This window comes from Tropicibacter oceani, assembly GCF_029958925.1.
Taxonomy (GTDB): domain Bacteria; phylum Pseudomonadota; class Alphaproteobacteria; order Rhodobacterales; family Rhodobacteraceae; genus Pacificoceanicola; species Pacificoceanicola oceani.
Genome location: NZ_CP124616.1, coordinates 2,566,196 through 2,580,859 on the forward strand (window position 1 = coordinate 2,566,196; position 14,664 = coordinate 2,580,859).

Here is a 14,664-nt window from a genome sequence, read left to right on the forward strand (position 1 = left end):
TCAACGTGACCAGGTTCAAGGACAAGGTGGCCGTGATTGCCGGGGCCGAACACCCGATGGGCGCGTCGCTGGTGCGGCGCCTTGCGGGATTCGGCGCCAAGGTCGTGGCCATCGGCACCGACGAGGCGCAGCTGCGCGCCCTGGCCCAGCATTCCCCCGCCCGCATCGAACCCCTGGCGATCAACATGGGGCAACGCGACGTGCTGCACCTGTTGCAAGAGGCCTGGGCCGAAGAGCCGCTGGACATCTACGTCGATCTGTTCCCGCTGTGCGAGGCGATGTCGCTGGCGCAGACGCGCGACGTCTTTTCGCGCAGCGCGGCGCTGGCGGCGGCCTTTGCACCGGGGATCCGGCAGGGCCGCGCCAGCGCCGTTCTTGCCTATCCGCAGGGCGACGGCCGCCCGGCGCCAAACCGTGGAACCCGCGCGGCGGGCTATGCGGCGCTGGTCCGGCACTTTGCGCAACAGGTTGATCCGGGCCGCTTCCTGGGCATCGAGATGCGCGACGAGGGCTGTTCCTGGACCGGGTCCGAGTGCCTGTCTGCCGGCGACTGCGTGCTGGTGCTGTGTCACCCGGTGTCGCGGGGGCTGCAATCGGGGTCGGTGGTGCAGTGGCACCCCTGACCGGGTCGCGGGGACCCAAGACGTAGGGGCAAGGAACAAATAGCGCCGCAAGGGCGTTCAACTTGGCTGTCGAACCGGGTAAAGCTGTGCTGAAATGGACCAAACGCGCCCTGCGCGACATAAGGATGAACTGGAATGGCAGTAGCAGAAACCGCAGGCGGGCTGGACCCGGTCTTGGCCTTTTCGCTTGTCGGGGCATTGGGCGTGGGCAGTCAGTGGCTGGCCTGGAAACTGCGCCTGCCGGCCATCGTTCTGATGCTGGTGGCGGGCCTGCTGATCGGCCCTGCGCTGGGGGTTCTTGATCCGGCCCTGCAATTTGGCGACATGCTGTCGCCGATGGTGGCCATCGCGGTGGCCATCATCCTGTTCGAAGGCGGTCTGACGCTGAACCTTGAAACCCTGCGCGATGCGGCAGTGGGGGTGCGGCGGCTGGTCTTTGTCGGCGCGCCGCTGGGCTGGATCGCCTCGACGGCGGCGCTGCACTACGTGGCGGGCCTCAGCTGGGAGGGCGCGGCGGTCTTTGGCGGCATCATGATCGTCACCGGCCCAACGGTGATTGCCCCCTTGCTGCGCCAGGCGCGGCTGTCGAAACGCCCCGCGGCCCTGCTGCAATGGGAGGCGATCGTGAACGATCCGGTCGGCGCGCTGGCGGCTGTTCTGGCCTTCGAGGTCGTGATCGTGCTGCAAACCGCCACGGGCGGCGCCCATGCGGTGCAGCAGCTGGTGATCGGGATCGGCTTTGCCACCATTCTGGGGCTTGGCGCGGGCTGGGGCATCGCGCGGTCGTTCCGCAATGCGTGGGTGCCGGAATACATGAAGGTCCCCGTCCTGTTCGTTGTTCTTATTGCCATTTTTGCGCTTTCCAATGCGGTTTTGCACGAAAGCGGGCTGCTGGCCGTGACCATCATGGGGATCTGGATCGCCAACGCCGACCTGCCCAGCTATACCGAGCTGCGCCGCTTCAAGGAGCATGCCACGGTGCTGCTTGTGTCGGGGGTCTTCATCCTGCTGGCGGCGGGCATGAGCCTTGAGACGCTGATGACGCTGGACTGGCGCGCGGCGGCCTTTGTGCTGTCGGTGATCCTGATCGCGCGGCCGCTGCCGGTGCTGATCGCGCTGGCCTTTTCCAACGTGCCCTGGAAGGAACGGCTGCTGGTCGCCTTTACCGGGCCGCGCGGCGTGGTTCTGGTGGCCGTGGCGGGGCTGTTCGGAGAACGGCTGGTGCAGCTGGGGATCGAGGACGCGGACCGCATCGCGCCTCTGGCCTTTGCTTTGGTCGCGGCCACGGTGGTGCTGCACGGATTTACTTTGACGCCGCTGGCGCATGCGCTTGGCCTGACCGCCGGTCGCAAGCCGGGGGTGATGATCCTGGGCGGGTCGCGCTGGTCCGTGGCCCTGGCCAAGGCCCTGCAAAAGCTGGAGTTGCCGGTGATCATCGCCGATCCCAACCATGCCCATCTGCGCAGCGCGCGCGAGGCCGGGATCGAAACCTTTTTCGGCGATATCCTGTCCGAGGCGGCAGAACACAAGCTGGAGCTGGCCACCTATGAAAAGCTGGTCTGCGCCACTGACAACGACGCCTACAACACCCTTGTGGCGACCGACCTTGCGCCGGAATTCGGCCGCGAAAACGTGCTTCAGCTCAAGCGGGTCAAACAATCCAGCACGCGCCACGCCCTGCCGTCCACCCTGGGCGGACGTGCCATCGGCGCCGACGAGACGTTTTTCGAGGCCAATGCGCGGCTTGCTCAGGGCTGGGAGTTCCGCGTCACGCAGTTGACCGAGGAATTCGGTATGGAGCAATGGCGCGAAAAGAACCCCGAGGCGATCGTCACGGCGGAACTTGGCCCCAATGGCACCCTGCGCCTGCTGGGACCAAAGGACAGCCCCAAGGGCAGCAAGGGCGCGCAGATCCTTGCGCTGATGCCCACGCGCGATACTCGCAAAGAGGTGCAGAACGGCGCCGACAGGGCAGGCGGGCAGGCCGGGGCCTGACGCTTTGCGCCGCAAAGCCGGATTTGACCCTGCGCGCCATCGTGATACAGGGGGCTCCAAGACCTAGGAGCCTCCTGACATGAACCTGTTCAACGATATCCGCAGCCTGGTGATTTCCTCGATCGAGGCACTGCAAGCCGAAGGGCTGTTGCCCGATGGGCTGACCCTGTCCCCCGTGACGGTCGAACCGCCGCGCGACGCCGCCCATGGCGACATGGCGACCAATGCCGCGATGGTTCTGTCCAAGCCGGCCGGGAAAAAGCCGCGCGACATCGCCGAAGCCCTGGCCGCAAAGCTGGCCGATGATCCGCGCATCGCCAGCGCCGAGGTGGCCGGCCCGGGGTTCCTGAACCTGCGGCTGTCGCCCACCGTCTGGCAGCACCTGCCCGGCGCGATCCTGAAGGCGGGCAACGGCTATGGCCGGTCCGACATGGGCAAGGGGCAAAAGGTCAACGTCGAATACGTCAGCGCCAACCCCACCGGCCCGATGCACGTGGGCCATGCCCGTGGCGCCGTGGTGGGCGATGCGATCGCCAGCCTGCTGGATTATGCCGGCTACGAGGTGACGCGCGAATATTACATCAACGACGGCGGCGCGCAGGTCGATGTTTTGGCCCGCTCGGTCTATATGCGTTACCAGGAGGCGCATGACCTCAGCGTCGACTGGCCCGAGGGCAGCTATCCCGGCGATTACCTGATCCCGGTCGGAGAGGCGCTCAAGGACAAGGTCGGCGACATCTGGCTTGAGGCCCCCGAAGAAGAGTGGCTGGACGAGGTGCGCGAATTCGCCACCGAGGCGATGATGGCGCTGATCCGCGAAGATCTGGCGGCGCTTGGCGTGCACATGGACCACTTCTTTTCGGAAAAATCGCTTTATGGCACCGGCAAGATCGAGGCGGCCATCGACTCGTTGCGCGCCAAGGGGTTGATCTATCGCGGCACGCTTGAGCCGCCCAAGGGCAAGACCCCCGAAGACTGGGAGCCGCGCGAACAGACGCTGTTCAAATCCACCGCGCATGGCGATGACGTCGACCGCCCGATCATGAAGTCGGACGGATCGTGGACCTATTTCGCCCCCGATATCGCCTATCACTATGACAAGGTGATGCGCGGTTTCGATCTGTTGATCGACATCTTTGGCGCCGACCATGGCGGTTATGTCAAACGGATGAAGGCGGCGGTTTCGGCGCTGTCCGAGGGCCGCGTGCCGCTGGACATCAAGCTGGTGCAGCTGGTCAAGCTGTTCAAGAACGGCGAACCGTTCAAGATGTCCAAGCGGGCAGGGACCTTTGTCACCTTGCGCGATCTGGTCGATCTGGTCGGCCCCGACGTGGCGCGGTTCCACATGCTGACCCGCAAGAACGACGCGCCGCTGGATTTCGATTTCGACAAGGTGGTCGAACAGTCCAAGGAAAACCCGGTGTTCTACGTCCAGTATGCCCATGCGCGGGTCTGTTCCGTCATGCGCAAGGCCGCCGAGCAAGGCATTGATGTGTCTGACGAAACCCTGGCCGGGGTCGATCTTTCGACCATGGCCCACGAGGACGAGCTGGAACTGGCGCGCAAGCTGGCCGAATGGCCGCGCCTGATCGAGATCGCGGCGCGCGGCAATGAACCGCACCGGGTCGCAACCTACCTGTCCGAGGTCGCATCCGACCTGCATGGCCTGTGGAACCGGGGCAATGACGAACCCGCCTTGCGGTTCTTGCAGGACGATCCTGCAACATCCCAGAGCAAGATCGCGCTGGCCCGTGCCACGGCGGTTGTCATTTCGTCCGGTCTGGGTATTCTTGGCGTGACCCCGATGGAGGAAATGCGCTGACACAAGGCGCCGCCATCGGGCATTAGGCAGAGCAGCAGATCTGGGCGGCAACGTACCGCCCGGACGAGACGAGGCAAAATGACCGATTACACCTATCACGGTGCCGCGACTTCGGCGCCTGCGCCGCGCAATGTGGCCTCTGTGACCAATTGGGCCGGGGCGGTTGCGTCCTTGGCCTTGATCGTTGGCGTTGGCATATGGGGTTACAAGGTCGTCGCGCGCGACGTGTCCGGCGTGCCGGTGGTGCGGGCAACCGCCACCCCGATGCGCATCGCCCCCGAGAACCCCGGCGGAACGCTGGCCGATCACCAGGGCCTTGCGGTCAACCAGGTGGCGGGCAGCGGCATTGCCGCGCCGCCCGCCGATCGCCTTGTGCTGGCTCCGCGCCCTGCCGGGCTTAGCGAAGACGACGTGGCCCAGGGCCTGCTGGCGGCCATTCCCGAACCCGAGGCCGCCCCGCGCGCCGTGGCGCTGCAACCCGCGCCCGACCTGGCCGTGCCCGACGCAGGCGCGCCCGCGCAAGACGCCCCCGAGGCCGAGCTTGACCCGATTCAGGCCCTGGCCAATCAGCTGGCCGCCGGGGCCGTGCCGCTGGGTGCGCTGGCCCCAGCCGAAACCCTCGATGACGAGGCCGAAACCGACATGGCGCTGCTGGACAGCAGCACGACAACCACCGCCGAGACGCCATTGCCCGGGCCCGGACTGGCCCGGTCGCTGCGCCCGCGCGTGCGCCCCGCAGGCATTCAAGAGGCCTCCCTGACGGCACTGGCCCCCGAAACCATCGCGGCCACCGTCGCGCAGGCCTCGGCACGCGAGCTGGACGCGGCCGCTTTGCCGACAGGCACGCGGCTGGTGCAGATCGGCGCCTTTGACAGCCCCGAAACCGCGCGCGCCGAATGGCAGCGGCTCGAAGGGCGGTTTGGCGATTATCTTGAGGGCAAGGATCGCGTGATCCAAAAAGCCAGTTCGGGCGGGCGCACCTTTTACCGGCTGCGCGCCCATGGCTTTGACGATCTGTCCGACGCCCGCCGGTTCTGTGCGGCCTTTGTCGCGCAAAACGTCGATTGCATCCCGGTGGTCACCCGGTGAAGCCCTTTGGCGCGGCCATTCTAGGGTGCGAAGGCACCCATCTGTCGGACGAGGAAAAGCGTTTCTTTTCAAAGGTCAATCCCTTTGGCTTCATCCTGTTTTCGCGCAACCTGGAAAGCACCGGACAGATCCGTGCGCTGACCGGTGCCTTGCGCGACGCGGTGGGTTGGAACGCGCCCATCTTTGTCGATCAGGAAGGCGGCCGGGTGCAGCGGATGCGCCCGCCTTTGGCCCGTGACTGGCTGCCGCCGCTGCAGGATGTGACACGCTTTGGCGCCGCCGCCGCTCAGGCCATGGCGCTGCGCTACCGGATCATCAGCGCCGAGCTGCTGGCGCTTGGCATTGACGGCAATTGTTCGCCGGCACTGGACGTGGCGCGCCCCGACACCCATGCGGTGCTGCGCAACCGGCTGTTGGGCGACACGGTCGACCAGGTGGTGACGCTGGGCCGTGCCGTGGCGCAGGCGCATCTGGACATGGGCGTTCTGCCGGTGATCAAGCATATGCCCGGCCACGGGCTGGGCACGCTGGACAGCCACCTTGAACTGCCCCGCGTCAACGCCCCGCGCGCCGAACTGGACAGTGTGGATTTCGCGGCTTTCGCAGCCTTTGCCGACATGCCGCTGGGCATGACCTGCCATCTGGTCTTTGAAGGGATCGACCCGCGTCCCTCGACCATCTCGCCGGTGATGATCGACTTGATCCGCCGGCAGATCGGCTTTGACGGGTTCTTGATGACCGATGACATTTCCATGCAGGCGCTGTCGGGCACGGTGCCCGAACGCGGCGTCGCGGCGCTGGCGGCGGGCTGTGATGCGGTGCTGCATTGCAACGGCGATCTGGCGGAAATGCAGGATTTGATGCAGGCCATCGGCCCGATGTCCGAGGCCGCGCAGGCCCGGGCCGCGCGGGCGCTTGCCGCGCGCAAACCCCCTGCAAAGGTTGACATCGCACAGCTGGACGCCGAGTTTGAGGCCCTGAGCCTTGAGCACGCAACCCATGACTGACAGCGAAGACCTGTTTGACCAGCCCCAGACCGTCGAAGCGCGCCTTGCCGCCGAGGCGCTGGTCGTCGACGTCGACGGGTTCGAAGGGCCGCTGGACCTGTTGCTGAACATGGCGCGGGTGCAAAAGGTCGACCTGCGCAAGATCTCGATCCTCGCTTTGTCGCGCCAGTACCTGAACTTTGTCGAAAAGGCCAAGGAACTGCGGATCGAACTGGCCGCCGACTATCTGGTCATGGCCGCCTGGCTGGCCTTTCTGAAATCGCGCCTGCTGCTGCCGCCGGACCCGACCGAGGACGGCCCGTCAGGCGAAGAGCTGGCCGCCCACCTGGCGTTTCAGCTGGAACGCCTGCAGGCGATGCGACAGGCGGCGGCGCAGCTGATGGCGCGCGACCAGCTGGGCAAGGATTTCTTTGCCCGCGGCATTCCCGAAAAGATGGAGCGCGTGCGCAAGGTCGAATACACCGCGACGCTGGTGGACCTGATGCAGGGCTATGCCCGCACCCGCACCCGTGACGAATTCCGCCCCTTTGTGATGGATCGCGAAGACGTCTTTACCATGGAAGAGGCGCTGGACCGGCTGCGCGGCATGATCGGCTTTGCCGGACAATGGACGGATATCCAAAGTTATCTGCCCGATGGCTGGACCGAAGACCCGGTGCGCTGGCGCTCGGCCACGGCGGCGACCTTTGCGGCTTCGTTGCAACTGGTCAAGGAAGGGCACGCCGAAATGAGGCAATCGGAAAGCTTTGCCCCGATCCAGATGCGCAGACGGGAGAGGCCGCGTGACTGACACATCCGACATCGACGCCACCCCGGCACCCGGCCGCCGCGACAGCCTGTTCGAAGCCCCGCCCATGGGCGAGCAGGAGCGCATGGTCGAGGCGATCCTGTTTGCCACCGCCGAACCGGTGACGGTGCGCGAATTGAACGACCGGATGCCACATGGCTGCGACGCCGCCGAGGCGCTGGTGCATCTGCGCAAACGCTACGAGGGGCGCGGCGTGCACCTGGTCAAGGTGGGCGATGCCTGGGCGATGCGTACGGCCGGTGACCTGGGCTTTTTGATGCAGCGCGAAACCGTCGAGCAGCGCAAACTGTCGCGTGCCGCCATCGAAACCTTGGCCATCGTCGCCTATCACCAGCCCGTGACCCGCGCCGAGATCGAGGAAATCCGCGGGGTCAGTGTCAGTCGCGGCACGGTCGATCAGCTGCTGGAAATGGAGTGGGTGCGCTTTGGCCGCCGCCGCATGACGCCGGGACGGCCCGTGACCTTTGTGGTCACGCAGAATTTCCTGGATCACTTCGGCCTTGAATCCGCACGCGATCTGCCGGGCCTGGCCGAATTGCGCGCCGCGGGCCTGCTGGAAAGCCGCCCGCTGCCGCTGGGCGCGCCGCAACCGGGCGACGGCGATCTGGACCTCGACGAGGAAACCGACGAAGGCCAGAGCGAGCTTTTCGAGGATTGACGCGGGACGCGGCGCCGTTGCGTCAGATTTGGAAAATATTTGTTAACCAATTTTGACAACAGTGGTTCGAACAGGGTCGTGCGTGCCAGTTCGAGGATACATGAATCCATCCATTCCGTTTTGTCCCGTCGCCAAGGGCGCGGGGCCTCCAAGTCTCCGTTTCAGGCAGAGGCCGGCAGTTCGCTGCGGATGGCCGCCGGTATGCGGCGGGGGTTGCTTTGGGTCGGTTTTCTTGCGCTTGGCCTGGTCCTGATCGACTATGCCACCGGGTTTTTGGTGCGTCTCAGCGGTGATCCCCTGGCGCCCCGGACCAACCCGCTGACCTTCCTTTCACTGTCCTTTTGTCTTGCGGCGACGCTGCACCAAAGGCCGCTGCGCGTGGCCTGCCGTGGGGAACGGGCGCTGTGGGGCCTGGCCATGCTGACGGCCGCGCTGTTTTCGGTTTCGGACAGCCTGAGCGCATGGGTCTTTGGCCCCGAATACCTGGGCGAAACCGACTGGAAGACCACGCTTGCGGTGTGCTGCCTGGCCATGTCGCAACTGGTCCGCAGCCAGAACAAGGATCTGGGGTTGGCCTTTGCGGCCCTGTCGCTGATCGTGCCGTCAATCGCCATCAACGGCTATCTGCTTGGGGTCGAACAGTTTTTTGGCGAAATGTCGGTTGCGACCACCTTGATCCTGCTGCCTCTGGCGCTGGCCAACCTGCTGCGGTTCTCGCGCCATCGCCTGATCGCACCGATCCTGCGTCAAAGCCCCGGCGGGCAGATCCTGCGGCTTCAGATCTTGATCTGGTCGGTCGTTGTGATGGTGTCGCCCCTGACCTTGCGGATGGAATTGACGTCAGCCAGCGGTTTCTATCCGTTCCTGCAGACGCTTGAAAACGGTCTTGTCCTGGCGGGGATGCTGTATGTGGGCAATCGCTGGATTGATCTGCACGACCGCCAGCACCGCACGAAACGCGCGCTTTTGTCGGACCTGGCCCGCGATCCGCTGACCGTCGCCGGAACCCGCAAGGCGGCGGTGGATGCCTTTTTGCAGATGCGCAGCGGCCGCAAGATCGGGCTTGTTCTGCTGGACATCGACCACTTCAAATCGGTCAATGACACCCACGGTCACAGTGCGGGTGACCGTCTGCTGTGCGCCTTGGTGCGCCGGTTGCGGCAGGAATTGCGGATCACCGATATCCTTGCCCGCTGGGGCGGCGAGGAGTTCCTGATCATGGTGCGCGTGAACGACGAAAATGCCCTTCAGGACATGGCCGAACGGCTGCGCAAGGCGGTGCATGACATCGCAATCGTGCCGGGCGGGGCGCATTTCATGACGGCCTCATTCGGGGCGGTCCTGGTCGATCCGGGGGCCAACCCCAACCTCAAGGATTGCATCGCGGCGGCGGACAATGCGCTGTACCAGGCCAAGGCGGCAGGCCGCGATACCGTGGTCATGGCCTCTCTGGACGGCGGATTGTGGCAGGTCCCCGAGGCACGGCACAGGGCCAGCGCAGCCCGGCAGTGACGCAGGGCAGGCGGCCCGATGACGGCTCAGCCGGCGGGGGCGGCGAAATGTTTGGACAGTTTCAGCCCCTGACCCTGGTAGTTCGAGGCAATGCCCGCGCCATAAAGCTGCTGCGGGACTTCGGACATGCGTTCATAGACCAGACGCCCGACGATCTGCCCGTGTTCCAGCACGAATGGCGCCTCGTGGCAGCGCACCTCGAGCACGCCGCGCGCGCCCGTGCCGCCCGCGTGTTCATGGCCAAAGCCGGGATCGAAAAAGCCGGCATAGTGCACCCGGAATTCGCCCACCATGGCCAGGTAGGGCGCCATTTCGGCGGCATAGCCCGGCGGGATGTGCACTGCCTCGCGACTGACAAGGATGTAAAAGGCACCGGGGTCCAGCACCAGCTGGCCATTGGCGGCATGCAGGGGGTCCCAGAATTCGGCCGGGTCATAGTGCCCGATGCGGTCCAGGTCGATCACCCCGGTATGCGGTTTCGCGCGATAGCCGACCAATTGCCCGCTTTGCGGTCTGAGATCGACGGAAAAGCCCAGCCCTTCGCCGATCACCGCCGGGCCGCCCGACACCAGCGTGTCGGATTCGTGCAGCGCGGCCAGTTCGGCATCGCTCAGCACGGCGCGCCCGCTGCGGAACCGAATCTGGTTCAGGCGCATGCCCGGGCGCACCAGCACGGAAAAGCTGCGCGGGCAGATTTCGGCATAAAGCGGCCCGGAATAGCCCGGCGCGATGCGGTCGAATTCGGTGCCGCCATCGGTGATGACCCGGGTCAGCAGGTCCAGCCGCCCGGTCGAGCTTTTGGCATTTGCGATGGCCTGGATATCGTCGGGCAGGGCCAGCCGTTCCATCAGCGGCACGACATAGACACAGCCCTTTTCCAGCACCGCGCCATCGGACAGGTCGATCCGGTGCATTTCGAATTCATCGACACGCGCCGCGACGCTGCGCCCCTGTCCCGCCAGGAACGAGGCCCGCACTCGGTAGGCAACGCGCCCCAGACGCAGGTCCAGGCTGGCCGGCTGCACCTGACCTTCGACAAATCCTTCTTCGGCGCCAAGCGCGCCGCGTGTGATCAGCGCCTCGATCTGCTGGCTGGCCAGAACTCCGGTCATGCGGCGATCCCCTTTTTCAACGGTCTGGCCCGTGCATAGCAAGCCTTGCCCGCCGATAGGAGGGGGAAAAGCCCGTCGCCCCGGGTTTTCGCCGCCTCAGAACAGCAGGTCGGGATCGGCGTTGTCGGTTTCCTCGTCGTCCAGAAGATCCTTCAGCTCGGCCTCGGCGCGGGCCGGGTTGCCATGGCCGAACAGGGCATAGAACAGATCGGCCGGTTTGGCGGCGGGGGCAAGCGGGGTTTCGTCCTGCTCGTCCTCGGGCAGATCGCCAATGCGCGTCATGTCGACCTGCAGCATGGATTCGCCGGTCTGTTCGATATAGCGCACCTCGATTTCATGCGCGCCGGGGTCCAGTTCAAGCGTGATGGTCTGCTGTTCCTCGAAGCCGGCGTTACGGGTGTCCAGCATCAAGCTGCCGTCGACGAAAACCTGCGCCTGATCGTCCGCCGCCATGCTCAGGCGATAGACGCCGCCATCGGGGCTGTCCAGCGTTTGCAGGTACTGCGCGGCCAGGTTGTCGGTCGCGCCGCCTTCCCACAGGCTGCCGGTTTCGCCGGCGTGGTTCAGCGTGGCGACGGTGCCGGTGGCATCGGCCTCGGCGTCGAAATCGACGCGGGACAGATCGGCGCCTTCTTCGCTCAGCTCGAAATAGCGGGCGGCAAAGGTGCCGACTGGCGCCATTTGCGGGCCATCGGTTTCGGGGGCCGGGGTGTCGGGGGTCTGCACGGGCGCAGGGTCAACCACCGGCTGAGGCGGGGTTTCGGCGACATCGGGCTGCGGTTCGGGCTGGGGCTGCGGTTCTGGCGTGACGATTTCTTCGGGCTCCGGCTGCGGCTCCGGTTCGATGATTTCTTCGGGCTCGGGTTGCGGCTGAGGCTCGGGTACGACGACCTCTTCAGGCTCAGGCTCAGGCTCAGGCTCAGGCTCAGGCTCAGGCGCGGGCTGCGGTTCCGGCTCGGGCGTGACGACAACTTCGGGTTCCGGCTCGGGCTGCGGATCAGGCTCCACAACGGGTTCGGCGGGCGTTTCTTCGTCCGTTTCGGACCCCTCCGGGGTTTCGTCTTCGATCTCGGTCAGGTCGTCCTGGGGCAGCGGGGTGCCGTCCAGAATGCCGGTTTCGACCAGACCGGCGGAAATCACGTCGTTGATGGCGTCGTAATTGGCAAAGACCGACGGGTGCACGGTGTCCGGCAGGGTTTCGGGCAGCGGAGCCGGGGTGCCATAGGTGGCCTGGTAGGTGATCATCGCCGACAGGTAATAGATCGTTTCGGTGCCATGCGGCGCATCATCGACATAAAGCGCATCGGCCGGAATGTCGGACAGCGTCGTCGTCAGCAGGTCCGACAGGATCGAGCCGACGGGCAGCAGCTGCACATCCGCGCCAGGCAGCGCGGCGTTGACCTGGTCGACCAGCGCGGTGAACCAGTCGTGGTATTCGCCCATGTTGTAATCGTGATAAGCCGCCAGAGCGCTGGCGTCGGGGCTTTCACCGTTCAGGAAAGGGGCCATGTCGGCCCAGCCTTCATAGACCAGGATCTGCGCATCGGGGTGGGCAGCGTCGACTTGCGAGACAATCGACTGCACCGCGTCCAGCGGGCTGCGGGTGTCGCCGGGGTAGGGCGTGCCCGGCGTTTCGGACTGGATGAAATTCGCCGGGGTGATCACGACCGAATCGATCTGCACCTTGGAAAAACTTTCGCTTTCCTCGATACTGGCCGGGACGCCGGAAAAGCCCCATTGCGACAGCGGTTCGGACCGGTCGGCAAAATCGCGCAGAAAGCCATAGGCCCCGGCGGTGGCATAGCCATTCCCGTCGGCTTCGGCAAAGGCGTCCATCCAATGCGGTACATTGGTCTGATCGCCGCCTTCGGCATAGTTCACAAGGGAATTGCCGAAAAGATACTGAGACACGGCGACAGGCATGGCGCACTCCACACAAAGGACATTCAACGTTCCGGGGATCCCGGTCGCGGGCACCCTAGAGACCGGCACCGCAAGGTCAACGCTGTCCTTGGGTACGCTTTGGCCAAGGGGCCGAAAAGGGGGAATTTTCCGCCGGTTACGGCGTTTTGCAGGCGACAATCCGCGCCTTTGGTCAAGATTGTCGATGCAACCTTGACGATCGGAAACGATTGTTTGGGGTGGGTGTCCAGCCTGGCAAGGCTGGTTGTATTGGTCGGGCTAGCAGGACTCGAACCTGCGACCTTCCGTCCCCCAGACGGACGCGCTACCAGGCTGCGCCATAGCCCGACTAATGGAGTGTGTCATACTGTTTTTCCGGGCAGGGGCAACCCCCGATCTGGAAAATCTTCACGCCTTTTTCGTCACGGCGTCGGGCCGGGCCGCTCGGCCAGCGCGCGCAGGGCAGGCAGCATTGCGCGGATGGCCTGTACCTGGTTGTCATCCAGGGCCTCGATCTGCGCCAAATGGCTCAGCGGGCCGGCCTGTGCGGGGGCCGGGGCGATGTCAGGGACATCGGGCAGGGCGCGCTGCTGGAAATCCGGTAGGTCCAGCGGCCGTGTCTTGATCGCAGCGGGCTGATCGGGGCTTGGCTCGGCGGTGTCCGGTTCGGGCGCTGTGTCCGTGTCCTCGGGCAGGGCCTCGGCGGGGTCTGCCATGTCTTGTTCATCGGCGGACAGGTCGGCCGTGTCGTCAAACCCGGTGTCATCCGTTTCCGCCAGAATCGGTTCTGCCGCAGCATCGGGCGTGATGGTTTCGTCAAAGGCCTCCATGTCGACCGGTTGCGGCTGGTCCGCAGGTTCGCCGGGCGTGTCATGGGTGGCGTCGTCGTCTTGTGGAACGGCCAGCGCGGGTTCGGCAAAGGGTTGCGCCTGCGCCGCGTCGTTGATGGCAGGTTCGCAAAGCGTCCCCGGCGTTTCGGCTTGGGGAATCGGTTCGTGGTCTGCCGTTTGCTCTGCCGGTTCAGAGGCCTCAGGTTCAGCCGCCGATTCTGGCATTTCGGCTGATGGAGCCGCTTCGGGCGCCGTGTCCTGCCGGGCCGAATCGATGTCGGAGGCTTGCGGTGCGTCGCCCGACGGCTCTGTCTGGTCGGGTTCAACCGGATCGCCGGGCGCGGCCGAAGGCTGGGCAAAGGTGGGCTGCGCGTCTTGCATAGCGGCAGGCTGCGGATCGTTGTCGGCGTCTTCCTCGGGTTCGGGGGCGAGTGTGGCGTCTGGCGAGATTGCCTCGACCTCTTGCACAGCCTCGGCATCGGCCTGCGGCGCGGTGTCCCTGGCCGTCTGCTCTGCCTCTTCGGGCAGGGCGAGATCGTCCGGGGCGCTGACCTCCTCGGCCTCGGGCAGGTCATCCGGGGGCGTTTCGTCGAAAAGATTGGGTTCGGGCGTGCGGTTGAACGACACCACCGTGTCGGGCAGCGGCTCGGACTCGACCTCGATATAGGGCGCGTCCTCGATCAGGTCGCCATAGTTGTCGCCGCCTTCGACATGCTGCTCGGACAGCGAAGAAACATGGCGAACCCCTTGTTCCCTAAGAACTTTCTGCACGCCTTTGATGGTCATGCCATCGTCATGCAGCAGCTTTTTGATGCCGCCCAGCAGCTCCATGTCGGCGGGGCGGTAATAGCGCCGACCACCAGCGCGCTTGACGGGTTTGACCTGGGTGAACTTGCTTTCCCAGAACCGCAGGACATGGGCCGGCGTGTCCAGCCATTCCGCCACTTCCGAAATGGTCCGGAAGGCGTCGCGGGATTTCGCCATGCCTCAGCCCCTCAGCGTTTGTTGCCGGCGGCAACCCGTTCTTTCATCAGGTGCGACGGCCGGAAGGTCAGCACGCGGCGAGGCTGGATCGGCACCTCTTCGCCGGTCTTGGGATTGCGCCCGACGCGGGCCGCCTTTTCGCGCACCGAAAAGGTGCCAAAGGACGAAATCTTGACCTGCTCACCCTCGACCAGGGCGTCGGACATCATTTGCAGAACGGATTCGACAAGTTCCGCGCTTTCGTTGCGCGACAGTCCCACTTCCTGGAAGACCGCTTCGCTCAGATCCATGCGGGTTAGCGTCTTGTCACTCATCGTCATCC

12 protein-coding genes and 1 tRNA gene are annotated in these 14,664 nt (G+C 65.2%); 8 read left to right on the forward strand and 5 right to left on the reverse strand.

Features of this window, described 5'->3' with window-relative positions:
• Positions 1–5: 5 nt before the first annotated feature.
• The 8 genes from QF118_RS12435 (at position 6) to QF118_RS12470 (ending at position 9,514) form a co-directional block, all read left to right on the forward strand.
• Positions 6–623: an SDR family oxidoreductase gene (locus QF118_RS12435; RefSeq protein WP_282299376.1), complete on the forward strand. Its 618-nt coding sequence runs from the start codon at positions 6–8 to the stop codon at positions 621–623.
• 135 nt (positions 624–758) lie between these two features.
• Positions 759–2,618 (forward strand): cation:proton antiporter, encoded by a 1,860-nt coding sequence (locus QF118_RS12440; RefSeq protein ID WP_282299377.1) that lies wholly within the window; start codon positions 759–761, stop codon positions 2,616–2,618.
• Between the two features lie 79 nt (positions 2,619–2,697).
• Positions 2,698–4,440 carry an arginine--tRNA ligase gene (argS, locus tag QF118_RS12445; protein ID WP_282299378.1) on the forward strand — a complete coding sequence of 581 codons (1,743 nt, stop codon included), beginning with the start codon at positions 2,698–2,700 and terminating at the stop codon, positions 4,438–4,440.
• 78 nt (positions 4,441–4,518) lie between these two features.
• Positions 4,519–5,529 carry an SPOR domain-containing protein gene (locus QF118_RS12450; RefSeq protein WP_282299379.1) on the forward strand — a complete coding sequence of 337 codons (1,011 nt, stop codon included), beginning with the start codon at positions 4,519–4,521 and terminating at the stop codon, positions 5,527–5,529.
• Positions 5,526–6,536, forward strand: a complete 1,011-nt coding sequence (locus tag QF118_RS12455) for a glycoside hydrolase family 3 N-terminal domain-containing protein (RefSeq protein WP_282299380.1) — start codon at positions 5,526–5,528, stop codon at positions 6,534–6,536. The genes QF118_RS12450 and QF118_RS12455 overlap by 4 nt, the downstream gene beginning before the upstream one ends.
• Positions 6,529–7,326 (forward strand): segregation and condensation protein A, encoded by a 798-nt coding sequence (locus QF118_RS12460; protein ID WP_282299381.1) that lies wholly within the window; start codon positions 6,529–6,531, stop codon positions 7,324–7,326. Before QF118_RS12455 ends, QF118_RS12460 begins: the two co-directional genes overlap by 8 nt.
• 64 nt (positions 7,327–7,390) lie before the next feature.
• Positions 7,391–8,002 carry an SMC-Scp complex subunit ScpB gene (scpB, locus tag QF118_RS12465; RefSeq protein ID WP_282302475.1) on the forward strand — a complete coding sequence of 204 codons (612 nt, stop codon included), beginning with the start codon at positions 7,391–7,393 and terminating at the stop codon, positions 8,000–8,002.
• 201 nt (positions 8,003–8,203) lie between these two features.
• Positions 8,204–9,514, forward strand: a complete 1,311-nt coding sequence (locus QF118_RS12470) for a GGDEF domain-containing protein (protein WP_282299382.1) — start codon at positions 8,204–8,206, stop codon at positions 9,512–9,514.
• 26 nt (positions 9,515–9,540) lie between these two features.
• On the opposite strand, the gene QF118_RS12475 is transcribed toward QF118_RS12470, so the two are convergent.
• From QF118_RS12475 to ihfA, 5 genes are all read right to left on the reverse strand, one after another.
• Complete coding sequence (locus tag QF118_RS12475) at positions 9,541–10,626, reverse strand: 2'-deoxycytidine 5'-triphosphate deaminase (RefSeq protein ID WP_282299383.1); 1,086 nt, start codon at positions 10,624–10,626, stop codon at positions 9,541–9,543.
• Positions 10,627–10,722: 96 nt separating this feature from the next.
• On the reverse strand, positions 10,723–12,537 hold the full coding sequence (locus QF118_RS12480; RefSeq protein ID WP_282299384.1) for a PA14 domain-containing protein: 1,815 nt from the start codon (positions 12,535–12,537) through the stop codon (positions 10,723–10,725).
• Between the two features lie 262 nt (positions 12,538–12,799).
• Positions 12,800–12,876 (reverse strand) — tRNA-Pro (locus QF118_RS12485).
• Between the two features lie 74 nt (positions 12,877–12,950).
• Positions 12,951–14,342 carry a MerR family transcriptional regulator gene (locus tag QF118_RS12490; RefSeq protein WP_282299385.1) on the reverse strand — a complete coding sequence of 464 codons (1,392 nt, stop codon included), beginning with the start codon at positions 14,340–14,342 and terminating at the stop codon, positions 12,951–12,953.
• 11 nt (positions 14,343–14,353) lie between these two features.
• Complete coding sequence (ihfA, locus tag QF118_RS12495; protein ID WP_282299386.1) at positions 14,354–14,656, reverse strand: integration host factor subunit alpha; 303 nt, start codon at positions 14,654–14,656, stop codon at positions 14,354–14,356.
• Between the last annotated feature and the right edge of the window lie 8 nt (positions 14,657–14,664).

Coding starts and splice junctions, on each gene's coding strand:
- QF118_RS12440 (WP_282299377.1), top strand. CDS start 759: ATGGCAGTAGCAGAAACCGCAGGCGGGCTGGACCCGGTCTTGGCCTTT.
- argS (WP_282299378.1), top strand. CDS start 2,698: ATGAACCTGTTCAACGATATCCGCAGCCTGGTGATTTCCTCGATCGAG.
- QF118_RS12450 (WP_282299379.1), top strand. CDS start 4,519: ATGACCGATTACACCTATCACGGTGCCGCGACTTCGGCGCCTGCGCCG.
- QF118_RS12460 (WP_282299381.1), top strand. CDS start 6,529: ATGACTGACAGCGAAGACCTGTTTGACCAGCCCCAGACCGTCGAAGCG.
- scpB (WP_282302475.1), top strand. CDS start 7,391: ATGGGCGAGCAGGAGCGCATGGTCGAGGCGATCCTGTTTGCCACCGCC.
- QF118_RS12470 (WP_282299382.1), top strand. CDS start 8,204: ATGCGGCGGGGGTTGCTTTGGGTCGGTTTTCTTGCGCTTGGCCTGGTC.
- QF118_RS12475 (WP_282299383.1), bottom strand. CDS start 10,626: ATGACCGGAGTTCTGGCCAGCCAGCAGATCGAGGCGCTGATCACACGC.
- QF118_RS12490 (WP_282299385.1), bottom strand. CDS start 14,342: ATGGCGAAATCCCGCGACGCCTTCCGGACCATTTCGGAAGTGGCGGAA.
- ihfA (WP_282299386.1), bottom strand. CDS start 14,656: ATGAGTGACAAGACGCTAACCCGCATGGATCTGAGCGAAGCGGTCTTC.